Source organism: Bradyrhizobium sp. GW821-FHT13H05 (assembly GCF_058804065.1).
The window spans coordinates 169,116-190,749 of sequence record NZ_JBXAPO010000007.1; the positions used below are offsets into that span (position 1 = coordinate 169,116).

General features: G+C 64.6%; 20 protein-coding genes. 10 read left to right on the forward strand and 10 right to left on the reverse strand.

The features are described from left to right. Positions 1-92: 92 nt before the first annotated feature. From AC1RR3_RS22530 to AC1RR3_RS22540, 3 genes are all read left to right on the forward strand, one after another. Positions 93-953 carry an alpha/beta fold hydrolase gene (locus AC1RR3_RS22530; RefSeq protein WP_492825301.1) on the forward strand — a complete coding sequence of 287 codons (861 nt, stop codon included), beginning with the start codon at positions 93-95 and terminating at the stop codon, positions 951-953. A gap of 171 nt (positions 954-1,124) precedes the next feature. Further along, positions 1,125-1,874 carry a vWA domain-containing protein gene (locus AC1RR3_RS22535; RefSeq protein WP_492825302.1) on the forward strand — a complete coding sequence of 250 codons (750 nt, stop codon included), beginning with the start codon at positions 1,125-1,127 and terminating at the stop codon, positions 1,872-1,874. Between the two features lie 59 nt (positions 1,875-1,933). Continuing rightward, positions 1,934-2,659, forward strand: coding sequence for a DnaJ domain-containing protein (locus AC1RR3_RS22540; RefSeq protein ID WP_492825303.1), 726 nt, complete (start codon positions 1,934-1,936; stop codon positions 2,657-2,659). A 239-nt stretch (positions 2,660-2,898) separates the two neighbouring features. Here AC1RR3_RS22540 and AC1RR3_RS22545 read toward each other — a convergent pair whose 3' ends face one another. Continuing rightward, positions 2,899-4,749: a serine hydrolase gene (locus AC1RR3_RS22545; RefSeq protein ID WP_492825304.1), complete on the reverse strand. Its 1,851-nt coding sequence runs from the start codon at positions 4,747-4,749 to the stop codon at positions 2,899-2,901. A 388-nt stretch (positions 4,750-5,137) separates the two neighbouring features. Here AC1RR3_RS22545 and AC1RR3_RS22550 point away from each other — a divergent pair, with 388 nt between their 5' ends. Next, positions 5,138-5,476 (forward strand): phasin family protein, encoded by a 339-nt coding sequence (locus AC1RR3_RS22550; RefSeq protein ID WP_492825305.1) that lies wholly within the window; start codon positions 5,138-5,140, stop codon positions 5,474-5,476. Positions 5,477-5,553: 77 nt separating this feature from the next. Here AC1RR3_RS22550 and AC1RR3_RS22555 read toward each other — a convergent pair whose 3' ends face one another. Beyond that, entirely contained in the window at positions 5,554-6,903 is a 1,350-nt protein-coding gene (locus AC1RR3_RS22555; protein ID WP_492825306.1) for a TadE/TadG family type IV pilus assembly protein, read from the reverse strand. 476 nt (positions 6,904-7,379) lie between these two features. Here AC1RR3_RS22555 and clpS point away from each other — a divergent pair, with 476 nt between their 5' ends. Next, positions 7,380-7,712 carry an ATP-dependent Clp protease adapter ClpS gene (clpS, locus tag AC1RR3_RS22560; RefSeq protein ID WP_027548135.1) on the forward strand — a complete coding sequence of 111 codons (333 nt, stop codon included), beginning with the start codon at positions 7,380-7,382 and terminating at the stop codon, positions 7,710-7,712. A 289-nt stretch (positions 7,713-8,001) separates the two neighbouring features. Continuing rightward, positions 8,002-10,413, forward strand: a complete 2,412-nt coding sequence (clpA, locus tag AC1RR3_RS22565) for an ATP-dependent Clp protease ATP-binding subunit ClpA (protein ID WP_492825307.1) — start codon at positions 8,002-8,004, stop codon at positions 10,411-10,413. Positions 10,414-10,498: 85 nt separating this feature from the next. Here clpA and AC1RR3_RS22570 read toward each other — a convergent pair whose 3' ends face one another. From AC1RR3_RS22570 to AC1RR3_RS22590, 5 genes are all read right to left on the reverse strand, one after another. Next, positions 10,499-10,957, reverse strand: a complete 459-nt coding sequence (locus tag AC1RR3_RS22570) for a peptidase associated/transthyretin-like domain-containing protein (RefSeq protein ID WP_492825308.1) — start codon at positions 10,955-10,957, stop codon at positions 10,499-10,501. Positions 10,958-11,086: 129 nt separating this feature from the next. Beyond that, positions 11,087-12,508 (reverse strand): MFS transporter, encoded by a 1,422-nt coding sequence (locus AC1RR3_RS22575; protein WP_492825309.1) that lies wholly within the window; start codon positions 12,506-12,508, stop codon positions 11,087-11,089. Between the two features lie 102 nt (positions 12,509-12,610). Next, entirely contained in the window at positions 12,611-12,772 is a 162-nt protein-coding gene (locus AC1RR3_RS22580) for a hypothetical protein (RefSeq protein WP_492825310.1), read from the reverse strand. Between the two features lie 76 nt (positions 12,773-12,848). Continuing rightward, positions 12,849-13,874 carry an aldo/keto reductase gene (locus tag AC1RR3_RS22585; protein WP_492825311.1) on the reverse strand — a complete coding sequence of 342 codons (1,026 nt, stop codon included), beginning with the start codon at positions 13,872-13,874 and terminating at the stop codon, positions 12,849-12,851. A 123-nt stretch (positions 13,875-13,997) separates the two neighbouring features. Further along, positions 13,998-14,903 (reverse strand): LysR substrate-binding domain-containing protein, encoded by a 906-nt coding sequence (locus tag AC1RR3_RS22590; protein ID WP_492825312.1) that lies wholly within the window; start codon positions 14,901-14,903, stop codon positions 13,998-14,000. Between the two features lie 218 nt (positions 14,904-15,121). On the opposite strand from AC1RR3_RS22590, the gene AC1RR3_RS22595 reads away from it, so the two are divergent. Both AC1RR3_RS22595 and AC1RR3_RS22600 read left to right on the forward strand, forming a co-directional pair. Continuing rightward, positions 15,122-16,444, forward strand: a complete 1,323-nt coding sequence (locus tag AC1RR3_RS22595) for an aspartate aminotransferase family protein (RefSeq protein ID WP_492825313.1) — start codon at positions 15,122-15,124, stop codon at positions 16,442-16,444. Between the two features lie 19 nt (positions 16,445-16,463). Continuing rightward, positions 16,464-17,366, forward strand: coding sequence for an amino acid ABC transporter substrate-binding protein (locus AC1RR3_RS22600; RefSeq protein WP_492825314.1), 903 nt, complete (start codon positions 16,464-16,466; stop codon positions 17,364-17,366). Here AC1RR3_RS22600 and AC1RR3_RS22605 read toward each other — a convergent pair. Then, positions 17,363-17,596 (reverse strand): hypothetical protein, encoded by a 234-nt coding sequence (locus AC1RR3_RS22605; RefSeq protein ID WP_492825315.1) that lies wholly within the window; start codon positions 17,594-17,596, stop codon positions 17,363-17,365. The genes AC1RR3_RS22600 and AC1RR3_RS22605 overlap by 4 nt on opposite strands. Before the next feature lie 92 nt (positions 17,597-17,688). After that, complete coding sequence (locus AC1RR3_RS22610) at positions 17,689-18,645, reverse strand: AraC-like ligand-binding domain-containing protein (RefSeq protein ID WP_492825316.1); 957 nt, start codon at positions 18,643-18,645, stop codon at positions 17,689-17,691. A 197-nt stretch (positions 18,646-18,842) separates the two neighbouring features. Between AC1RR3_RS22610 and AC1RR3_RS22615 the strand changes: the two genes are divergently transcribed. After that, positions 18,843-19,859 (forward strand): carbon-nitrogen hydrolase family protein, encoded by a 1,017-nt coding sequence (locus AC1RR3_RS22615; protein ID WP_492825317.1) that lies wholly within the window; start codon positions 18,843-18,845, stop codon positions 19,857-19,859. A gap of 28 nt (positions 19,860-19,887) precedes the next feature. Beyond that, a complete protein-coding gene (locus AC1RR3_RS22620; protein WP_492825318.1) occupies positions 19,888-20,928 on the forward strand; it encodes a phenylacetaldoxime dehydratase family protein in 1,041 nt (346 codons plus the stop codon). Here the strand turns inward: AC1RR3_RS22620 and AC1RR3_RS22625 are convergent. Then, positions 20,925-21,563: an HAD family hydrolase gene (locus tag AC1RR3_RS22625; protein WP_492825319.1), complete on the reverse strand. Its 639-nt coding sequence runs from the start codon at positions 21,561-21,563 to the stop codon at positions 20,925-20,927. The two genes, AC1RR3_RS22620 and AC1RR3_RS22625, sit on opposite strands and share 4 nt — an antisense overlap. Positions 21,564-21,634: the final 71 nt, after the last annotated feature.

Here is a 21,634-nt window from a genome sequence, read left to right on the forward strand (position 1 = left end):
TAGGGAATAGGCGACCAGGGGCCGAAGAGCCCCGGAAGAACACGATTTTCAACAGGGATTCAGGCCGAAAGAGCCTGAGGCTGAGGACGAAAATGAAGCGTGGAATTGCCGTTCTGGTTTCGGTCAGTGCCCTCTGCGGCGTCGCCTATTTCACGGCGAGCAAGTGGGCGATCAGGCATGAGACCATCACCTTCTACGACGCCTCGCGCGACAACCGTCCCGTGCCTGTCGATATCGCGATCCGTCGCGACAAGGAAATGCAGGCCAATGCCGGTATGATCACGATGCCGGTTGCGGTGATCAACCACGGCAACACTGTCAAGAACACCGAGTACGGCTTCCTTGCCAACGTCTTCGCTGCGCGCGGCTATCTCGTTGTGAGCCCGCAGCATGATCTGCCGACTGATCCTCCGATGGTGACCAAGCCCGGCGAACTCTATGTCGGCCGGCTGCCACAGATCCTGCGCGGCGTCGCCAACATCCATCTCGCCATGCAGGAGATGAAGAAGGTTCAGCCCAACGCCGACTACGAAAAGGTGACGATGGTCGGCCACTCCATGGGCGGCGACATCACGATGTATTTCGCCAAGCAGTATCCGGACGAGGTCAAGAAGGTCGTCACGCTCGACAATCTGCGCGTGCCCTTCGTCACCGCCGGCAAGTTCAAGATCCTGTCGTTCCGTTCGTCCGATCCGCAGTTCAAGGTCGATGCGGGCGTGATCCCGAGCGATGAGGAATGCGAGAAGGCCGGTATCCAGGTCGTGAAGACCGAATTCCAGCACAACGACATGCGCGACACCGGTCCGGATGTCGCCAAGAACTCGATCCAGGGCATGCTCGACAAGTTCCTGAGCGATACCGACAGCGAGATGGCGCCTGTCGATACCCGTTCGGCTCCGCCCAAGATTCTCGAGCCCGGTCCGGTCGCTCTGATGGCACCCGCCAAGAGCTGACGTCCAAGAGCTGACGTCCAAGAGCTGACGTCCAAGAGCTGACGTCCGAGGGCTGACGTCCCCTAGACGGCACCAGTTTTCAAAGCCTCCGCCGGCCCCGCCGGCGGAGGCTTTGCACATTGACCGGGCTGCGCGCGCTGACCACATTAGCAGCTCACGCAGGGTCAAGGCATGTCGGGCGAACCCATCAAACCGCGTGGTGGCGATGCTGTTTCGGCGCAGGCGGGCGGCACAATGCCGGCGGCCAAGACGTCGACCTCGGAGGATATCGCCGCCTTCGTTGTCAAGGCGCATGCGCTGTCACCGCATGCGCCCGGCGCCAGGGGGCGGCTGATCTTCGCGCTGGATGCGACGATGAGCCGGCAGCCGACCTGGGACATGGCCTGCGCGCTTCAGGCCGACATGTTTCGCGAGACTGCAGCGCTCGGCAGTCTCGATATCAGGCTCGTCTATTATCGTGGCTACGACGAGTGCCGCGCCACGGGGTGGATCTCCGACAGCGCCAAGCTCGCAACGTTGATGAGCAAGATCGATTGCCGCGGCGGCGACACCCAGATCGGCAAGGTGCTGAGCGAGGCGCGTCGCGAGGCGGTGGCATCCGGCGTGCGGGCCGTTGTCTTCGTCGGCGATGCCATGGAAGAGAAGGTCGACGAGCTCTGCGCCAAGGCCGGTGAGCTCGGCATGCTCAAGGTACCGGTGTTCCTGTTTCAGGAAGGCCACGACGCCGTGGCCGAAAAGGCCTTTCGCGAGATCGCACGCCTGACCGGCGGCGCCTGGTGCCGGTTCGATCCCGGCGCGGCGGCGCAGCTGCGCGAGCTGCTGCGGGCGGCCGCGGCCTATGCCGCCGGTGGCCGCGAGGCGCTGTTGAAGCTGGCGAAGAGCGCGAGCGGTGCGGCCAAGCTGATCGGCCAGATGAAGTAGCTGCCCGCGTCGGAGGCGGACGCCATGCATTTTGCCGCGAGGACGACTATATTCCGGCCATGACCCTGATCGCCGGCGCCATCGCTGTTATCACGCTTTATCTGTTGCTCCAGATGTTCCGCTCCGCCAATCCGGCGGTGCTGGCGCGCACCATCAAGTTTGGCGGCGGCGTGGTCGCGCTGGCGGTCGCGGCCTTCACGGGCCTGCGCGGCGAACTCGCGGTTGCGATCCCGCTCGGAATTTTTGGCGCCGGCTTGCTCGGCTGGACGCCATTGGCGAACGCCGGCTTCGGCAATATCGGCGGGCTGTTCGGGGGCGGTGCGGCGCCGGCGTCTGGGCAGGCCTCGCGCGTGCGCTCGCAATTCCTCGACATGCGGCTCGACCACGATTCGGGCCAGCTCGCAGGCCAGATCGTCGCCGGTCCCCACGCCGGGCGCGGTCTCGACGAGTTCGATCTCGCTGGCCTGCTGGCGATGGTCCCGGCGTTCGACGCCGAGAGCGTGGCCTTACTTGAAAGCTATCTGGACCGCCGGTTTCCCGCTTGGCGTCAGAACGCGCAGGGCGACGCGGCAGGGCGGCAGCGCCGCACGGTGGCGAGCGGCAAAATGACGGCGGAGGAAGCCTATCAAATCCTTGGCTTGCAGCCGGGGGCGAGGCGTGACGACATCAGCCGGGCCCACAAGTCCCTGATGAAGAAACTGCATCCCGACCAGGGGGGCTCGAACTATCTCGCTGCCCGGGTAAACGAGGCCAAGGATACTCTGCTTCGTACGCATAACGGCTAACTCCGGCACCACGCTACAAACGCCCGTACCGCGTGAACTCCGTTTGCTCTGTCCGCCGTCGCCCCGATGCCCGCCATTGTCGGCGTGGTCGATCTCTTGAGTAAAGTTTTAACCGTAAATCCTTGACGAGAGGTTGTCGCGGAACAGCCTTGTATCGAACAGCCTCGGCATCACCGCATCCCCGGAAACAAAAATGCCCGCGCAAGGCGCGGGCATTTTGATCGGAGCGGTCCGAAAGATCAGTTGCGGACGGTGATGCAGGAGATGTCGGCGCGCTTCAGGGCGCGGCAGACGGCTTCGGCCTGGTCCCGCTCGAGCCCGGCGAAACGGGCGCGATAGAGCTTGCGATTGTCCTTGGCGACGACAGGCTCGGTGAACGGGTCGGCCCTGCTGAGCAGGCCGCGGGCCGAGCTGCGCGCGGCGTCGATGCGCTGCTGGGCTTCGTTCTCGCTCTCGAGCGCACCGACCTGGACGATCCAGCCGCTGTGGGTGACGACCGGCTTGGTGGTGGCGCTCATCTGGATCGGCTGCGGCGCCGGATCGGCAGAAGCGAGCTTCGGAGCAGCCGGGGCAGGGGCCGCGGCGGTTGCAGCCGGCAGCACCCCGAGGATGCCGTTGCCGGTGCCGAAGCCGGCGGGCTGCCGCGGCAGCTCGGTGCGGGCGAGGTCCGCCTTTGGTGCGTCCGGCGGGCTCGTCATCTCGGGCTTGTTGATCAGATCGGCGCGGGCGACGACGGCGCCGGAGGTTTCCGCGACGTCGGAGCGGGAGGCGATCGTGTTCGTGACCTGCGGTGCGACCGCAGCCGGGGCGGCCGAGGCGACCTTCACGGCGCCGGCCTTGACCTGAACGGTCTTGACCCGGACCGGCTTCATCGGCTCGGACGAGCCGGGAATGATCGAGAGCGGCTGGCTCGAGATCACGCCATTGGTGAGCGGCGCGGGCTCGATCCTGGATTCAGTCGGCCGAACCTCGGGCTTCGCTTCAGATTTGGGCTGAGCCGGCGGTACCGCGGCGGTCGCAGCCGCAAGCGTCGACAGGCGCGCGGCGAGCCGCGACGGGGCGGCTTCAGGAGCAGGGGCAGCCGCAGCCTGGACCTGCGGAGTGGGACGGGCCGGCGGCGTATCCGATGCGTCGGCAACCTCGACGGAAGCGTCGGCGCCGTTGCGCTCGGTGACAGCGGCGACGGTGTGGGTGGTCGCGCCCTTCTCGAGATTTTCGGCGAGCAGGTTGCGCATGATGGCGTCGCGCGAGCCGCCGCTGCGGCCGCCGAGCACCACGCCGATCAGATGGCGGTTGCCGCGGCGCATCGAGGTCACGAGATTGAAGCCGGACGCACGGGTGTAGCCGGTCTTGATGCCGTCCACGCCCTCGACGCTGCCGAGCAGGTGATTGTGGTTGCGGATCGACTGACCGCGCCAGTTGAACGTGGAGGTCGCGAAATAGCGATAGTAGCGCGGAAAACGCTCCTGGATGGCGCGGCCGAGCGTGGCCTGGTCGCGCGCGGTCGTGACCTGCTCGTCGTTGGGAAGGCCGTTGGCATTACGGTAGACCGTCCTGGACATGCCGAGCGAGCGCGCCTTGCGCGTCATCATCTGGGCGAAGTCGTCCTCGTCGCCACCGATCGCTTCCGCGATCACCACGGCGGCGTCGTTGGCGGAGCGGGTGACGAGACCCTTGATCGCGTCCTCGACACGGATGGTCTGGCCGGCACGCAGGTTCAGCTTGGTCGGATCTTGGTCGGCGGCGTGCTGCGACACCGGCATCTCGGTGTCGAGCTTCATCTTGCCGGACTCGAGACGCTCGAACAGCAGATAGAGCGTCATGATCTTGGTGAGCGAGGCGGGATGGCGGATCCCGTCCGGGCTGTTCGACTGGAGCACCGCACCGGAATTGCCGTCGACGATGATCGACGCGAATTTCGGGCTGGAGCTCTCGGATACGTCGCGCTGCACCCGGTGGTGCGCGTAATGGCGCCGATGGCGCCGCGCCTCGGCGGCATCGGTGGTGAAGATGACCGCGGTGGTGACCGTAAGAAGCCCGAAAACGCCAACCCGCGCCAAGCGCGAGGAAGACAAGTTTTTACGAAGCATGGAACCCCGTCCCCGTTTCTGACTTGATCACCGGCTCGTGAGGCGAAATTGTGCCCATTGGACCCGGGATCATTACCTGCTCAGGCTGTCCATCCGCTGGTGTTCGCCGCGGGGGACGTTGGGCCTGAGCCGCTGTTCTGGCTAAGGTGATGTTCTCAAACGGCTTTTGACCGATTGCGGAAGCTGAACACGTCCAGGGAATCAAGGTAGGGGCCCGGAGTTTCTAAAAGCTTAAGGAACCCTTGCGGGAAACCCCGGGAATCTCCGCGATCTGCATCTATTTTTGTGCGCCGCACAAGATTCTTGACTTTTTTGTGCGTTGCACTAATTGTGGGCAGAGTCAGGGAGCCGGGGCTTCCGGACGCGAGCCAGGGAAAAGGATTCCGAAATGTTCAAGGTTGAAGACATTCAGAGCTACGGGAAAGAGCACTTCGAGCAGTGCGTCGCCTCCGCGACCACGGTTCAGCATGGCCTCCAGGCGATCGCCAGCGCGTATGGCGACTACACCAAGAAGTCGTTCGAGGACACCAAGTCCTTCGTCGAGAAGCTTTCCGGCGTGAAGTCGCTGGACAAGGCCATGGAAGCGCAGACCGATTTCGCCCGCTCCGCCTACGAGACCTTCGTTGCGGAATCGCAGAAGATCGCCGGCCTCTACAGCGACCTCGCCAAGCAGGCGTTCAAGCCGGTCGAGACCATCGTGTCGAAGTTCACCCCGGCCGCCCACTAATTTTTCCTGGACATCCTGAACGCGAAAAGCCCGGCTGATCCAGCCGGGCTTTTTTTGTCTGTCGTCGTGAGTTCGTCTCAGCGCGCCACGCGCAGCTTCGACAGCGATGTGCCGATATCCTTGAACACCGAAACGGTCTGGGTCGCCGAGGTGACCAGATAGAACTTGTCGGTGCCGCTCGCGCAATATTGCAACACGGTCGAGGTCGGATCGCTGCCGGTATTCACTTGCACCGTATAGATCGTGATGTTCGCCGCCTTCGCGTTGTCGCACAGCTTCTTCTGCCGCGCGTCGATCTGCGAGGCGTTGCTGTACCAGCGGTTCTGCGTGTTGAGACCGTCTGACAGCAGGACGATCGCGTCCTTGTAGGTGTAGTTGGTGTCCTTGGCCGGCGCGTTCATGGGATCGCCGGTCGACAGCGTCATCCAGCCCCAGGCAAGCCCGATGCCCTGGTTGGTGTTGCCGGTCGGGACCAAATTACCGATCAGGGTCTTAAGAGCGGACCAGTTGTAGCTAAGCGGCATGATTGGCTGGATGTAAGTCGAATTATTGGAGTTGCAGTACGAATATTGCTCCGCCGGAAACAGCGTCGACGCGTTGCTGCTCGTGGGCGTGGTATTCTTGGTGTCGTAGTCCTGGTCGCGGTCAGTGACGCAACCGGTCCAGGTGTTGTGATTGTCGGGCACCCAGACGCGGTTGGTACAGTGATTGTTGCTGTCACGAGCCGTGCAGGTATTGGTGCCGTTGGCGGCATCCCAGTCAGTGAAGTCGATCCAGTCCTTGCTGTAGTTGCTGGCGCCGACGTTGACGTCCTTGGAGAAGGGGACGACCGAGATGTAGACGTCGCCGTCGGTCTTGGCGAGAGCACTGAGCTGGTCGACGAGGTTTTTGGCGGCTGTCTGCATCGCCGGCATCTTGCCGTCGTCGGCCATCGATCCCGTGACGTCGAGCACCATGGCGACGCGCATGCGCACCAGGCCCCAGGCGCTGGTGGATGTGGTGCCGACGTCGAGCGTCGGGAAGCCGGCGATCTTCATGAAGCTGGTCGTGTAGGTGCCGCTGCCGGTGACCTGGATCGTCGAGCCCATGCTGGTGCTCGCGGTGTAGCTGGCCGCAACGCTGACCGTCGGCACCGTGTTGGTGCCGGTGAACAGCGCGTCAAAATAGGCCTGCGCCTTGGCGCTGATCTGCGACGTGGTGATGGTGCCGGAGGAGAGGTCCTTGGAGAGCATCAGCGCGGTGGAGTCGAGGGCCGCCTGCATCGAGGAACGGGCCTGTACGGCGCGGCTATAGTCGACCGCAGCACCGACGAAGCTCAGCACCGGGACCAGCGCGATCGCGAAGATCACGGCGATATTGCCTTGCTTGGCCGCTGCAAAGCGGGCGAGCAGTCGACCGAGGCGGTTGACAGCGGGCAGGCGAAGCATGACGATCCCCGAAATCTGTGATTTTGCCCGATTTCGCGCCATACCCTTGAACGTCAGGTAAATCGGGCCGTAGAAATCCGGAGATATCCCGCCGGGTCACGCTGACGTCAGGTTCCTGGTCAACACGTTCTAAACATTCGCGGCGGAAATTTTTGTCAAATCGGTCCGGATTGATTAACCTTGGCCCGGATCGCCCGGACCGGGAATCGGGACCGCCGCGGGCCGCATCGGCCAAGCCTTTGCCAAGTCTTTGCACGCTTGCGGCGCGCCGGGGGCAGGCCCATATTGCTGACGAGCGATCCGGCTTGGACCGGACCGGTCGGAAGCGGCGATCCAACAAGGCGGCGCGCCTGTGCGAGGCTCCGAAGCAGGGGCCGCGCGGCTGACCGCTATACGCTTCCGTGGGGAATTTGAACGCCTGAGCCATGCCGCAACTGACTTCCATAACCGACCTGTCCACGGCCTCCGCTCCCCGGATGAGCAATGACGAGAACCGTTCCGGCAGCCCGACGGGGCCGAACACCTCCGTCATCACCAAGGTCAAGCCGAAGACCAAGCGGCCGAATCTGTACCGCGTGTTGATCCTGAACGACGACTACACGCCGATGGAATTCGTCGTCCACGTGCTGGAAAAATTCTTCCAGAAGGACGTCGAGGCGGCGACCAAGATCATGCTGCATGTCCACCATCACGGCATCGGCGAGTGCGGTGTGTTCACCTACGAGATCGCCGAGACCAAAGTGACGCAGGTGATGGACTTCGCCCGCAAGCACCAGCATCCGCTGCAATGCGTGATGGAAAAGAAATAAGTCACCTCACGGCGCGTTTGATGCCGGCTCTTGTGTCTGTCCCAGTGTGATCGTCGCGTGATGCCTGCGCGCGATGTCTGTTGCTGTCGGCAAAACTACGGAATTTTGCACCGGCGCCGTTTCCGCCTAAATCGGAACGGGTTTTGCATCGAAAAATACCGCAGGTGGCTAGCTGCCGAGTCGCGGAACCGGTCTTTCGCCGCGGTCTTGTATAACTATATGTGACAAAGGTTGTTGTTGCCTGACCGGGCGATGGCGATCATGATGGTGGGGGCCATAGAGGACGCGAATGCCGACTTTTTCTCAAAGCCTTGAACAATCCCTGCATCGTGCACTGGCGATCGCAAACGAGCGTCATCACCAATACGCGACGCTCGAGCATCTCTTGCTCTCCCTGATCGACGACTCCGATGCAGCTGCCGTCATGCGCGCCTGCAGCGTCGATCTCGACAAGCTCCGCACGAGCCTTGTCAATTATCTTGAAACCGAATTCGAAAATCTGGTGACGGACGGCGCCGACGACGCCAAGCCGACCGCCGGTTTCCAGCGCGTGATCCAGCGCGCGGTGATCCATGTGCAATCCTCCGGTCGCGAAGAGGTGACCGGCGCCAACGTGTTGATCGCGATCTTCGCCGAGCGCGAGAGTCACGCCGCGTACTTCCTGCAAGAGCAGGACATGACGCGCTATGACGCCGTCAACTACATCAGCCACGGCATCGCCAAGCGGCCGGGCGTCTCCGAGGCGCGGCCCGTGCGCGGCGTCGACGAGGAGACCGAGACCAAGGGCAGCGAGGACGCCAAGAAGAAGGGCGAGGCGCTCGAGACCTATTGCGTCAACCTCAACAAGAAGGCGCGCGACGGCAAGATCGATCCGGTGATCGGACGCAATTCCGAGATCAACCGCGCGATCCAGGTGCTGTGCCGCCGGCAGAAGAACAATCCGCTGTTCGTGGGCGAAGCCGGCGTCGGCAAGACCGCGATTGCGGAGGGCCTCGCCAAGCGCATCGTCGACAGCGAGGTGCCGGAAGTTCTGGCGGCTGCCACCGTGTTCTCGCTGGACATGGGCACGCTGCTCGCCGGCACGCGCTATCGCGGCGACTTCGAGGAGCGCCTGAAGCAGGTGCTCAAGGAGCTCGAGGCGCATCCCAACGCCATCCTGTTCATCGACGAGATCCACACCGTGATCGGTGCGGGCGCGACGTCGGGCGGGGCGATGGATGCCTCGAACCTGCTCAAGCCCGCGCTTGCTTCGGGCACGATCCGCTGCATGGGCTCGACAACCTACAAGGAATACCGCCAGCACTTCGAGAAGGACCGCGCGCTGGTGCGGCGCTTCCAGAAGATCGACATCAACGAGCCGACGGTCGAGGACGCGATCGCGATCCTCAAGGGCCTCAAGCCGTATTTCGAGGACTACCACCGGCTGAAGTACACCAATGAGGCGATCGAGGCCGCGGTGCAGCTCTCCTCGCGCTACATCCACGACCGCAAGCTGCCGGACAAGGCGATCGACGTGATCGACGAGTCAGGTGCGGCGCAGATGCTGGTCGCCGAGAACAAGCGCAAGAAGACCATCGGCATCAAGGAGATCGAGACCACGATCGCCTCGATGGCGCGGATCCCGCCGAAGAGCGTCTCCAAGGACGATGCCGAGGTGCTCAAGCATCTCGAGCAGACCCTGAAGCGCACGGTGTTCGGCCAGGACAAGGCGATCGAGTCGCTCGCAGCTTCGATCAAGCTGGCCCGTGCGGGCCTGCGCGAGCCGGAGAAGCCGATCGGCTGCTATTTGTTCTCGGGCCCGACCGGCGTCGGCAAGACCGAGGTCGCAAAACAGCTCGCGGCGTCGCTCGGCGTCGAGCTGCTGCGCTTCGACATGTCCGAATACATGGAGCGGCACACCGTGTCGCGCCTGATCGGCGCGCCTCCCGGCTATGTCGGCTTCGACCAGGGCGGCCTGCTGACCGACGGCGTTGACCAGCATCCGCATTGCGTGGTGCTGCTCGACGAAATCGAGAAGGCGCATCCCGACCTCTACAACGTTCTGCTCCAGATCATGGATCACGGCCGGCTCACCGACCACAACGGCAAGCAGGTCAACTTCCGCAACGTGATCCTGATCATGACCACGAATGCCGGTGCTTCGGATCTCGCCAAGCAGGCGTTCGGCTTCACGCGCTCGAAGCGGGAAGGCGACGACCACGAGGCGATCAACCGGCAGTTCGCGCCGGAATTCCGTAACCGTCTCGATGCCATCGTCTCGTTCGGCCATCTCAGCGTCGAGGTGATCGGCACGGTGGTCGAGAAGTTCGTGCTCCAGCTCGAGGCTCAGCTCGGCGACCGCGACGTCACCATCGAGCTGTCCGAGCCCGCCAAGGCCTGGCTGGTCAAGCACGGCTATGACGAGCAGATGGGTGCGCGGCCGATGGCGCGCGTGATCCAGGAGCACATCAAGAAGCCGCTGGCCGACGAGGTGCTGTTCGGCAAGCTGAAGGGTGGTGGCCACGTCCGCGTCGTCCTGGTCAAGGACGAGGCCGACGAGACCAAGGACAAGATCGGCTTCGAATTCGTCGAGGGGCCGGTCACGCCGAAGCAGGAGAAGCTGCCCGGCGCCCGCAAGCGTCCGCCGGGCAAGTCCAACAAGCCGGGCGGTCCCGGCGGCTCCAAGGGGCCGACCTCGAAGGGACCGCTGGTCAAGGCTTGATCGGCATGTGATGACATCGAAAAGGCCGGCTGAAGAGCCGGCCTTTTTGCTTTGGAGCTGCAGGTGCGCTCCTCCGGATTATGCTTTAAGTCCCTGCTTCTCGCGCGGCTGCCGGCGGTCGCGGCTTTCTCGGAGCGGCTGGCCTTGCACTGTGGGCAGGGGCCGACGGCTGCATCGTCACGATGACCGGGTTCGGCTTGTGATCGGTTGCGGCGCCGGTCGCGGCGTCAACGCCCATGCCGATGAGGCCACCGGCCAAGAGATTGCCGGCGAAGCCGGCGGCGCCGGTGCCTGAAACTTCCTTGGTGAGCTGCACCGTCTGGGATTGATAGCCTTCCTTCTCGAAGGTGATCGTGATGTCGGCGCTACGCTTGGCGACGATGGCGCATGGCGTGGTGCAGGTTGTGGGCACCTCGAGCCCGGAGACCATGGCTTCCACGCCTGAAGGTGTCGATGAAATGCTGATATTCTCGGTCGTGCCGCGCGTGACGGACGCGCAGCCGCCCAGCATGACGCTGAGCGCCACAATTCCAAATGAACGCATGAAAAGCCCCTTATTCCCCGCGCCATTGAAGCGCAACCACAGCGGGAGGGCAATACGTCATTGGTCCAGATAGTTAAGCCACGCACGGGTTGTGTGGCGAAGGGGCGGGAACCTGCGCGTGGGCTCGTCCTACTCGCCGCGCAGACGCTGATCGTCCTGGACCCGGACATGCTCGGCGCCGCGTGCGCCCGCCGGTGACAGCCGTAGCATGCTCAGCACCGCGCCGCAGAGCGCGAAGCCGACGCCGGTGAAGAGCGCGATCCGGGTCCCGTCGATCGGGTAGCGGCCGAGGAATAGCGCGACCAGCGCCGCGCCCGTGGTCTGGCCGAGCAGGCGCGCAGTGCCCAGCATGCCGCTGGCGCCGCCGGCGCGCTCGCGCGGAGCGGCCGCGATCATGGTCCGATTGTTGGGGGTCTGGAACAGGCCGAAGCCCGCACCCGCCAGCGCCATCCGCCAGATCACGTCGAACGGCGTAGGCGCGGCAGGCAGCAGGGCGAGCGCGCCAAGCCCACAGGCAAACAGCGTGAGCCCGATGCCGCCGAGCAGGCCAGCCGGATAATGCTCGACCAGGCGGCCGGCCAGCGGCGCCGCGAAGGCGACCGCGATCGGCCAGGGCGTGATCAACAGACCCATATGCACGGCCGAATAGCCGAACCGGCTCTGGAGGTAGAACGGGATCGCGACGAAGGCCAGCATCTGCCCGCAGAACGAGGCGATCGAGGTCGCGATCGACAGCGCGAACACCGGGATGCGCAACAGGTCGACCGGCAGCAGCGGCGAGGTCATGTGGGTCTCGCGGTAGACCAGCAGCGCGCCGGCGACGAGCGCGATGGCGAACTGGACCAGACAGGTGAGCGCTGCCTCGCCATGGCCGACGCTGTCGATCGCGGCGATGCCGACGCCGAAGGTGATCGCGGAGAGACCTGCGCTCTGCCAGTCGAAGGAATGGCTCGCAGGCTTGGTGTGCGGCAGGCTGCGGAGGCCCAGCACCAGCGTCACCACACCGAGCGGCACGTTGATGGCGAACAACCAGGGCCAGCTTCCGACCGCGAGGATGCCGGCCGCGAGCGTCGGGCCGACCGCGGCGGAGAAGGCGACCACGAGCGCGTTGAGCCCGATGCCGCGGCCAAGCTCGCTGCGCGGATAGGTGAAGCGCACCAGCGCCGCATTGACGCTCATGATGCCGGCGGCGCCAAAGCCCTGGACGATGCGTGCGACCGTCAGCAGCGGCAGCGTATGGGCCAGCGCGCAGAAGGCCGATGCGAGCGTGAACAGCACGAGGCCGACCAGATAGACTCGGCGATAGCCGACGATCTCGCCGAGCGAGGCCAGCGGCAGCAGCGAGATCGTGATCGCGAGCTGGTAGCCGTTGACGATCCAGATCGAGAAGGCCGGGCTGGCGTTGAGGTCGGCCGCGATCGTCGGCAGCGCCACATTGGCGATGGCGCTGTCGACGACCGCCATGATGATGCCGAGCGCAATGGTCAGCACAGCCTGGTTGCGCTGCGGCTGCGGCAGGCCGTCGGCATGCACTGTTGGAGCGGACGACATGATGGAGGCGCGCTTGATTCGAGCCGTGTTTCGTCCCCGGATTAGGAAATTGCAGGATGAACCGCAACCCGGCAGGACACGGGCAGTTCCCGTGTCAGCGTCTCACCAGCGCGCTGTGGACTTCCCGAAGACGTAGAGCGCAATGAGCCCGAGCGTGACCGTCGTCGAAACGATCAGGACGGTGCGATCCCAGTCGATCCGGGGTCGCCCGGCGCGGTTCAGATTGAGGACCGTGAACAGGGCCTTCATGGCAAATCGGCGCATCGGCAGCCTCGCGAGGGCCGCAGGATGCCACGGCCGCCGCAAGCGGGCTTGATGCAGCTCAAGGGCGCATCGCGCCCTACACCGCCGGCGGGTTGCGGTCGGTGAAGGTCGTGCGCTGGTGCCAATAGGGATAGGGCAGCGTCACCTTGCTGGCGGCATCTAGCTTTGCGACCTGGTCCTTGGTCAATGACCAGCCGACTGCGCCGAGATTTTCACGCAGCTGCGCCTCGTTGCGCGCGCCGACGATCAGCGTCGAGACTGTCGGACGCTGCAGCAGCCAGTTCAGCGCGATCTGCGACACGCTCTTGCCGGTTTCCTTGGCGACCTCGTCGATCGCGTCGACCACACGATAGACGTGCTCGTCCGGCACCGGCGGACCGAAATCGGCGGTCTTCGGCAGGCGGCTTACCTCCGGCTTCGGCTGGCCCCGGCGGATCTTGCCAGTGAGGCGCCCCCATCCGAGCGGCGACCAGACCACCGCGCCGATGCCCTGGTCGAGGCCAAGCGGCATCAGCTCCCATTCGTAGTCGCGCCCGATCAGGGAATAGTAGGTCTGGTTGGCGACGTAGCGCGGGAAGCCGTGCTTGTCGGCAACGGAGAGCGACTTCATCAGGTGCCAGCCCGAAAAATTCGAGACGCCGACGTAGCGGATCTTGCCGGCGCGCACGAGCACGTCGAGGGTGGAAAGCACCTCCTCTGGCGGGGTGAAGGCGTCGAAGCCGTGGAGCTGGAACAGGTCGATGTAGTCGGTGCCGAGCCGGCTCAGCGAACCGTCGATGGCCGCGAGCAGATGTTGCCGTGACGAGCCGATGTCATTGGGGCCGTCGCCGAGGCGGAACGTCGCCTTGGTCGAGATCAGTACCTTGTCGCGGCGGCCCTTGATGGCTTCGCCGAGCACACGCTCGGATTCGCCGAGCGAATAGACATCCGCGGTGTCGAACATCGACACGCCGGCCTCGAGGCAGATATCGAGCAGCCGCCGCGCCTCGGTGGCGCCCGTCGTGCCCCACGCAGCGAGGCGGCCGACGCCGCCGAACGTGCCCGTGCCAAGACTCAAAGCAGGCACCATCAGGCCGGACCGTCCCAAGCGTCGGTATTCCATCGATCTGCTCCTCGGCTGGCCGCTGATTGATCGGTGCGGCCTTGTTGCCGAAGTTAGCGCAAGCGCGCGCCTTGTCCTACGACGCGCTCACATAGCGGCTCTGCCTTGCGCGGTTCGTATTCGCTAGGCGACGCTTGTCGTCTGCAAGTTCGCGGCAGAGATCTTGGCGCGCAGCCAGGCCTCGAACGCGCCGACATGGCCGCGACCTTTCGTCTCCGCAGAGCGCACGAGATAGTAGGAGACCGTCTCCACCTCGAACTCGGGCTGACGGAACGGCGCGACGAGCGTGCCCTTGCGCAGCTCCTCGGCGGCGAGGATCTCGCTCTCCAGCACGACGCCGAGACCCTCGACGGCGGCGTCGATCGCCATGGTGGAGCGGTCGAACCACAATTCGTGACGCGCCTTGATACTCGCTCCGGTGACCTTGCGCAGATAGTCGGTCCAGGTCAGCGCGTTCGAGGAATGGATCAGCGTGGCGCGGGCGAGATCGCCGGGCTCGCGAAGCCCGAGCTGCTCGATCAACCGCGGGCTACAGAGCGGACGCAGTCGCTCGGCCAGCAGCGGCTCGATCTGCCATCCGTTCAGGACGGGCGGACGACCATAGGCAATGGCGAGATCGAACCGGATGGTTTCGAGGTCGCGCAGATCGGCGATGGTCGACAACCTGATCCCGATCTCCGGATGCTGGCCGATGAAATTGCCAATCCGCGGCTGAAGCCATTTGGCCGCAAAGCTCGGACCGCTTGCGATGAACAGATGATCGCGCTGCGATTGCGGTGCCACCAGCCGCGTCGCGCCCATGATCGTACCGAACGCGCGCTCGATCTCGCCGGCATAGAGGCGGCCGGCATTGGTGAGCACGGCGCGGCCGGCATGCCGCGAAAACACGCGCACGCCGAGAAAATCCTCGAGTTTCTGGATGTGATGGCTGATTGCCGACGGTGTGACCCCAAGTTCCTCTGCGGCGCGGCTGAAGCTGCCGTGCCGCGAGGCGGCCTCGAACGCGGACAGCGACTTGAGCGGCGGCATTCGCGGCCGCTCCGTTGACTCCAGCTCATCGGCTGCTGAGTTTTTTGAACTGGCGCCCATCATGCCCGCCCGATACGAATTGCCGCGTTGCTCAGGCAATTCTCGTACCGCGAACGCCCTGACGCAACAGCTTCGTGCCCAAAATCAACCCGACAACGGCGAGTGCATCGCCGCGCCGCGCAGCTGTGCGGCGGATGCCGCTTGCCCGAGGAGACCCCATGACTTCAGCGCTGAAACAGGCCGCCGACGAATTCCTGGTCCGATATGGCGGAGACGTGTTTCCGAACCTCTTTGCCTCCGCGAAGGGGACCATCGTCACCGACAGCGACGGGCGCGACTATCTCGATTTCACCTCGGGGCAGATGTGTGCGACCATCGGCCATAACCACCCGGCGATCGTCGCGGCGGTGGAGAGGGCAGGGAAGAAGGCGTTCCATCTCTTCAGTGGGATGATTCCCGAAGTGGTGGCCGAACTCGCACAGGTGCTGGCAAAGGACTGGCTGCCCGGCGATCTCAAGCGCTCGATCTTCATCAACACCGGCTCCGAAGCAACCGAAGTCGCGCTCCGGATGGCCAAGATGTACACCGGCGGCTACGAGGTCCTCGTCCTCGGCGGCTCCTGGCACGGCATCACCGGTGGTGCAGCTTCGGTCTCCATGGCGAGCGACCGTAAGGGCTATGGCGTGCCGCCGCCCGGCGTGTTCGTGATCCCCGAGCCGAACGCCTACAGGCCCTATATCGCAAAGGGCAGCGACGAGGAATCCGCGCTCGCCAATCTCGAGCTTGCCCTGAAGATGTTCGACATGCAGTCGAGCGGGCGAGGCGCGGCGATCATTGCTGAGCCCGTGATCAGCGCCGGCGGCGTGCTGGTGCCGCCGAAGGCGTTCATGGAGGCGCTGCGCAAGGCCGCCGACGAGCGTGGCATGCTGCTGATCTTCGACGAGGCCCAGACCGCGTTCGGGCGAATCGGCAAAAAGACGGGATCGGAATATTTCGGCGTCGTGCCCGACATCATGACGATGTCGAAGACGCTCGGCGGTGGGCTGCCGCTTGCGGCGGTGTCGACCACCGAAGCGATCGAAAGCAAGCTGCACGACGATCATTTCACTTACTACACCAGCCACGTCTCCGACCCGCTGCTGGCGGAGGTCGGGCTCGCGGTGCTGCGCGTGATCACCGAGGAGAAGCTCGTCGAGCGGGCCAACGTCATGGGCACCTATCTGCGCGGCCGGTTTGAGGGACTTCAGCAGAAGTACGAGCAGATTGGCGATATCAGGGGCATGGGCCTTCTGCTTGGCGTCGAGCTCGTAACCGATCGCAACAGCCGGCGCGCGGCTCACCAGCTCGGCGGCCTGACCACGAAAAAGTGCTTCGAATACGGGCTGAGCATGAACATCCGGCGCCGCCCCGAGCGCGGATCGGTATGGCGCATCGCGCCGCCGCTCACGGTCTCGACCGAGGAGATCGATCGCGCGGTCGAGATCCTGGATCGGTCCTTGCGGGAAAGCCTCGACGAGCTGTCGCGAAACCGCACCGCTTAAGCACAGTCCGGAGGCTGACATGATCCGCAAATGTTCGTCCACGCTCGTTCTTGCCGCCGCGTCGCTCGCGCTGTTCCAGATGCCGGCGGCGCAGGCCGCGAGTCCGACCCTCGACAAGATCAAGGAGACCGGCAAGATAGCCTTCGGCTACCGGGAAGCTTCTATTCCGTTCGCCTATCTTGGATCGGATCAGAAGCCGGCTGGTCTCTCACTTGACCTCTGTTCAGCGGTGGCCGACACGATCAGGATCGCGTTGCAGCGGCCGGAGCTGGGCGTCGAATACGTTCCGGTGAATGCGTCCAATCGGATTCCACTGCTCCAGAACGGCACGATCGATGTCGAGTGCGGCAGCACGACCAACACCGCCGAGCGGCAGAAGCAGGTCTCGTTCTCCGTTGCGACCTATGTGGCGTCGCCGCGCTGGCTGGTGTCGGCCGCCTCGGGGGTGACGGAGCCGAAAGGTCTCGATGGGCAGACGGTCGTCATCACGCAGGGCTCGCTGAATTTCGCGGTCGCCAAGAAGGTCGTCGACGACCAGAAACTGAATGTGATGTTCGTGCAGGCAAAAGACCACGCCGAGTCGCTCCTGATGCTTGGAACAGGCCGCGCCGCGGCGTGGTTCGAGGACGATATCCTGATCGCCGGGCTCGTCGCAAACGCGTCCGATCCCAGGGCATTCCGGATACTGGCAGCGACCTATGCGCCGTCTTACTACGGGCTGATGACCCGCAGGGACGATCCGGAGTTCAAGGCGCTGGTCGATGCCGCGATCAGGGAGAAGATGGTATCAGGCGCATTCGACCAGCTCTACGCGAAATGGTTCGAGGCACCGATTCCGCCGAAGGGACAAAACCTCCAGCTTCCCATGAGCGAGGCGATGAAGGCCCGCGTCGCATCTCCCAGCGATGTCCTCGCGCCCTAATCGTGACGAAGCATGTCGGCGAAGGCGGGATCGGCAACATTCGGGTTGCTGCCCGTCTTCGGCGGCTGCTGCACGTCCCTTGCGAAGGAGGACGTGCAGGCGAGCTCAGCGTCGCGCACCTGTTGCGGCAGGAGCGCCAGGCCCCAGCCTACCACGACCAGCACTGCGAGCCGGATTGCGATCACGCTCAGCAGCAGCTCCGCTCCGCTTATCGTCGCGTGAGTCCTCATGCGTGCCAGCCTGAGGCACGCAGCGTGACAAGACAATCTGGAATTGGCGAGCCTTGCCATCGCCCCAGACGAAGGCTCGGGAAGATGGCTGCTCAGTGCCGCAACTGGCTTTGCCGGAAATCGCGCGGCGACATCCCGAAGTGCTCGCGGAAGACGCGGCCGAAATGCGAGAGGTCGTTAAAGCCCCAGGCAAACGCGATCTCGCTGATGTGGCGATGGGCGAGCACGGGCGAGGCGAGGTCGCGCCGGCATTGGGCAAGGCGCTCGGCAAGGACGAAGCGCTGGAACGAAATGTCCTCGTCGGCGAGGAGATCATTCACATAGCGCGGCGAGATGCCGAGTGCGGCCGCGCTCTCCGCCAGCGAGAGGTCGGGATCGGCGAGATGCGCGCGGATGTGCGCCTTCAGCCGGTAGAGCAGGGCAGAGCGGTGGGTCGAGGACGGCAGCGACGTCGTGCCGAGCCGTTCGCTCAGCGCCAGTGCCAGCAGATCGACGGCCTGCTCCGACAGCGCGGCGGCATTGCCTGGCGCGAGCCGGTCCGCACTTTGGCAAAGCTTGAAGATGAAATCATAGGCGAGCCGTTCGAGCGGGGCGTCGGCGCCGAACGCGATCGCGGTGAGCGTCTCGGTGCCGCCCAGCCGCCGCTGCAACATCTCGCGCGGCACCTTGAAGATGGTCTGCGTAAAACTGTCGTTGAACTTCAGCTCATAAGGACGCGTGGTGTCATACAGAGCGAACTCGCCGGGATGGATCACGGTTTCGCGGCCGTCCTGTACCACACCGCCGTCGCCGCGATTGCCGAGCGCGATGAGAACATAATCCTGATCCGAGCGGGCGATGCGCGAGGGCGTGCGGAACACGTGCTGGCGGTCGGAGCTGACATCGGAGCACACCGCCTTGCCGAGGGGCGCCTGCGTGACCGAGCCGTGAAAGGCGTTGCCGAGGTCGGACTTGCAGTCGAGCCCGACGAAGACGTCGCAAACGATGTCCTGCCAGAGCGCAAGCCGCCGGTAGCCGGGGCTGCCGTCTGTCGTGAACTGGATTGGCATCGGCAAGCCTCCCTGTCACTTCCCGCAAAACCGCATATTGGCGCAGATCCAGCCTGACCGCAGGCAAGTTCCGTACCGGGGCGGCGATCCCGTCCGGTCGAGTTTTTGTTCCGCGGTGGTCGAGCGCCCGGCCGCCTAGTTTGGCCAAATAGACTGCATCGGACGTGGCTTCCGATCAACCGGCAATGGAGGCGGCAATGGGCATCGAACATCCGAAATACAAGGTGGCGGTGGTGCAAGCGGCGCCGGCCTGGCTCGATCTCGACGCCTCGATCGACAAGTCGATCGCGCTGATCAAGGAGGCCGCCGAGAAGGGCGCCAAGCTGATCGCATTCCCTGAGGCCTTCATCCCCGGCTACCCCTGGCATATCTGGATGGACTCGCCGGCCTGGGCGATCGGCCGCGGCTTCGTGCAGCGTTATTTCGACAATTCGCTGGCCTATGACAGCCCGCAGGCCGAGCGCTTGCGTGATGCCGTCCGCAAGGCGAAGCTGACGGCGGTGCTCGGTCTGTCCGAGCGCGACGGCGGCAGCCTTTATCTGGCGCAATGGCTGATTGGCCCCGATGGCGAGACCATTGCAAAGCGCCGTAAGCTGCGGCCGACCCACGCCGAGCGTACCGTCTATGGCGAGGGCGACGGCAGCGATCTCGCCGTGCATGCGCGACCCGACATCGGCCGTATCGGCGCGCTGTGCTGCTGGGAGCATCTGCAGCCGTTGTCGAAATATGCGATGTACGCCCAGAACGAGCAGGTGCATGTCGCGGCCTGGCCGAGCTTTTCGCTGTACGATCCCTTCGCGCCGGCGCTCGGCGCCGAGGTGAACAATGCCGCTTCGCGCGTCTATGCGGTCGAAGGCTCGTGCTTCGTGCTGGCGCCGTGCGCAACGGTCTCGCAGGCGATGATCGACGAGCTCTGTGATCGGCCGGACAAGAACGCGCTGCTGCACGTCGGCGGCGGCTTTGCTGCGATCTACGGCCCCGACGGCAGCCAGATCGGCGACAAGCTCGCGCCGGACCAGGAGGGGCTCTTGATCGCCGAGATCGACCTCGGTGCCATCGGCGTCGCCAAGAACGCAGCGGACCCGGCTGGGCATTATTCGCGGCCTGATGTCACGCGGCTGCTGCTGAACAAGAAGCGGTACCAGCGCGTCGAGCCGTTCGCGCTGCCGGTTGATACCGTCGAACCTACAGATATCGCTGCGGCGGCAAGCTGATCGCCGGGATCGAGGGGAGGGCACGCCCATGGAATCCGCAATTCCTCTGCATCTCGAAACCACGCGCACGCGCCACAAGCGCGTGCCGGATGACTACCAGCCGCCATATCCGTCCTTCGTGGCGCGCTACAAGCCGGCCGTGAGCCGCGTCGTGATGGCCTATTTCGGCGTGCAGTATCGCGGCGCGGCACTGGCGGCCGCGACAGAGGCACTGAAAGAAATTGCAGGGTGCTTCACCGCGGGAAACGGTCCGTCGCATTGGGACCGCGCGCATTATGTCGACCAGTCCGGCCACGAGACCATCGTTTCGGTTGCCTATTGGGACGACACCGCGCGCTTCGATACCTGGTTTGCGTCGGGGCGCGACGCCTGGACCGGTAAAACGCGCGAGGGCATCGGCACCTTCGTCGAGGTGCTGCGTCCCGCGGTCGCGCGGCATGAGACACTGTTCTCCTCGCCCGGCCGGCCCGAGGGCGTAGCTGTCATCGCCGATGGCATGAGCGGCGAGGTGCAGGAGCACGCTTATTGGGGCGGCATGCGCGACCGCATTCCGTTGTCGCAGACCGATGCGATGACGCCCGGCGGCAACCCCGAGCTGATCCGCGACGGCGCACGCCTGCGCGTGAAGGCGCATGACAATCTCTGCCTGATCCGCTCGGGGCAGGACTGGAGCGACACCGAGGCATCCGAGCGAAAGCTCTATCTCGACGACGTCGAGCCGGTGCTGCGCGAGGGTATGGATTTCCTGCGCGACGATGGGCTTGCCATCGGCTGCTACGCCAATCGCTACATGCAGGTGCTCGCGGCCAACGGCAGCGTGAGCGAAAAGTCCTATGGCCAGAGCTGGTGGAAGAGCCTTGCCGCGCTGGAGCGCTGGGCGGAATCGCATCCGACCCATGTCAGGATCTTTGGCGCGGCGATGAAGTATCTCTCGACGCTCGGGCCGTCAGCAAAGCTGCGGCTCTATCACGAGGTCACGGTGGCGGCCGCGGACGAGCAGTTCTTCGAGTACCTCAACTGCCACCCGAAAACGGGCATGCTGGCGGCGGTCGAAACGGTCAGCGCTTAGGCCACACAGTGGCCGAGCAACTCGGGATGCGCGGCGCAGATGTGATGCGCGCCGGCATCCCGCAGCTCGGCTTCGCTGCCATAGCCATAGAGCACGCCGATCGCGGTCATGCCGTTGGTGCGGGCGCCGACCACGTCATGGCTGCGGTCGCCGATCATGATGGCACCGGCGGGACCGACCTTGGCCTCGTCGAGCGCGTAGCGCAGCAGATCGCGCTTGTCGACGCGCGTGCCGTCGAGCTCGGAGCCGAACACGCGCTCGAAATACGGCTTCAGGCCGAAATGATCGACGATGCGGGTGGCGTAGACCGCGGGCTTGCTGGTCGCCACGAACATGCGCTGGCTGGTCGCGGCGATCGTCGTCAGCGTGTCGGTGATGCCAGCATAGGCCTCGTTCTCGAACAGGCCGATATCGGCAAATCGCTCGCGGTAGAGCAGCAAGGCCCGGTCGGCCAGCTCGTCGCTTCCGGCGAGCTTCTTCAGGCTGGCATGCAGGGGCGGGCCGATGCACCAGGTCAGTTCGTCCTCGCTCGGGACCGGAAGGCTCAGCCGCTCCAGCGCGTACTGGATCGAGCGCGTGATCCCGGGCTTGGGGTTGGTCAGCGTGCCGTCGAGATCGAAAAAGATGGTCGTCATGCCAGCCGCGCTCGTGTTGATACCGCCGCTGCTTGACCTAGACGAGACGGCCGGCCAAGGCAACGCGTGCG

What these genes read in the sequence shown, in the direction of transcription:
- AC1RR3_RS22530 (WP_492825301.1), top strand. Translation starts at nt 93, where the DNA reads ATGAAGCGTGGAATTGCCGTTCTGGTTTCGGTCAGTGCCCTCTGCGGC.
- AC1RR3_RS22535 (WP_492825302.1), top strand. Translation starts at nt 1,125, where the DNA reads ATGTCGGGCGAACCCATCAAACCGCGTGGTGGCGATGCTGTTTCGGCG.
- AC1RR3_RS22540 (WP_492825303.1), top strand. Translation starts at nt 1,934, where the DNA reads ATGACCCTGATCGCCGGCGCCATCGCTGTTATCACGCTTTATCTGTTG.
- AC1RR3_RS22545 (WP_492825304.1), bottom strand. Translation starts at nt 4,749, where the DNA reads ATGCTTCGTAAAAACTTGTCTTCCTCGCGCTTGGCGCGGGTTGGCGTT.
- AC1RR3_RS22550 (WP_492825305.1), top strand. Translation starts at nt 5,138, where the DNA reads ATGTTCAAGGTTGAAGACATTCAGAGCTACGGGAAAGAGCACTTCGAG.
- AC1RR3_RS22555 (WP_492825306.1), bottom strand. Translation starts at nt 6,903, where the DNA reads ATGCTTCGCCTGCCCGCTGTCAACCGCCTCGGTCGACTGCTCGCCCGC.
- clpS (WP_027548135.1), top strand. Translation starts at nt 7,380, where the DNA reads ATGAGCAATGACGAGAACCGTTCCGGCAGCCCGACGGGGCCGAACACC.
- clpA (WP_492825307.1), top strand. Translation starts at nt 8,002, where the DNA reads ATGCCGACTTTTTCTCAAAGCCTTGAACAATCCCTGCATCGTGCACTG.
- AC1RR3_RS22570 (WP_492825308.1), bottom strand. Translation starts at nt 10,957, where the DNA reads ATGCGTTCATTTGGAATTGTGGCGCTCAGCGTCATGCTGGGCGGCTGC.
- AC1RR3_RS22575 (WP_492825309.1), bottom strand. Translation starts at nt 12,508, where the DNA reads ATGTCGTCCGCTCCAACAGTGCATGCCGACGGCCTGCCGCAGCCGCAG.
- AC1RR3_RS22580 (WP_492825310.1), bottom strand. Translation starts at nt 12,772, where the DNA reads ATGCGCCGATTTGCCATGAAGGCCCTGTTCACGGTCCTCAATCTGAAC.
- AC1RR3_RS22585 (WP_492825311.1), bottom strand. Translation starts at nt 13,874, where the DNA reads ATGGAATACCGACGCTTGGGACGGTCCGGCCTGATGGTGCCTGCTTTG.
- AC1RR3_RS22590 (WP_492825312.1), bottom strand. Translation starts at nt 14,903, where the DNA reads ATGCCGCCGCTCAAGTCGCTGTCCGCGTTCGAGGCCGCCTCGCGGCAC.
- AC1RR3_RS22595 (WP_492825313.1), top strand. Translation starts at nt 15,122, where the DNA reads ATGACTTCAGCGCTGAAACAGGCCGCCGACGAATTCCTGGTCCGATAT.
- AC1RR3_RS22600 (WP_492825314.1), top strand. Translation starts at nt 16,464, where the DNA reads ATGATCCGCAAATGTTCGTCCACGCTCGTTCTTGCCGCCGCGTCGCTC.
- AC1RR3_RS22605 (WP_492825315.1), bottom strand. Translation starts at nt 17,596, where the DNA reads ATGAGGACTCACGCGACGATAAGCGGAGCGGAGCTGCTGCTGAGCGTG.
- AC1RR3_RS22610 (WP_492825316.1), bottom strand. Translation starts at nt 18,645, where the DNA reads ATGCCAATCCAGTTCACGACAGACGGCAGCCCCGGCTACCGGCGGCTT.
- AC1RR3_RS22615 (WP_492825317.1), top strand. Translation starts at nt 18,843, where the DNA reads ATGGGCATCGAACATCCGAAATACAAGGTGGCGGTGGTGCAAGCGGCG.
- AC1RR3_RS22620 (WP_492825318.1), top strand. Translation starts at nt 19,888, where the DNA reads ATGGAATCCGCAATTCCTCTGCATCTCGAAACCACGCGCACGCGCCAC.
- AC1RR3_RS22625 (WP_492825319.1), bottom strand. Translation starts at nt 21,563, where the DNA reads ATGACGACCATCTTTTTCGATCTCGACGGCACGCTGACCAACCCCAAG.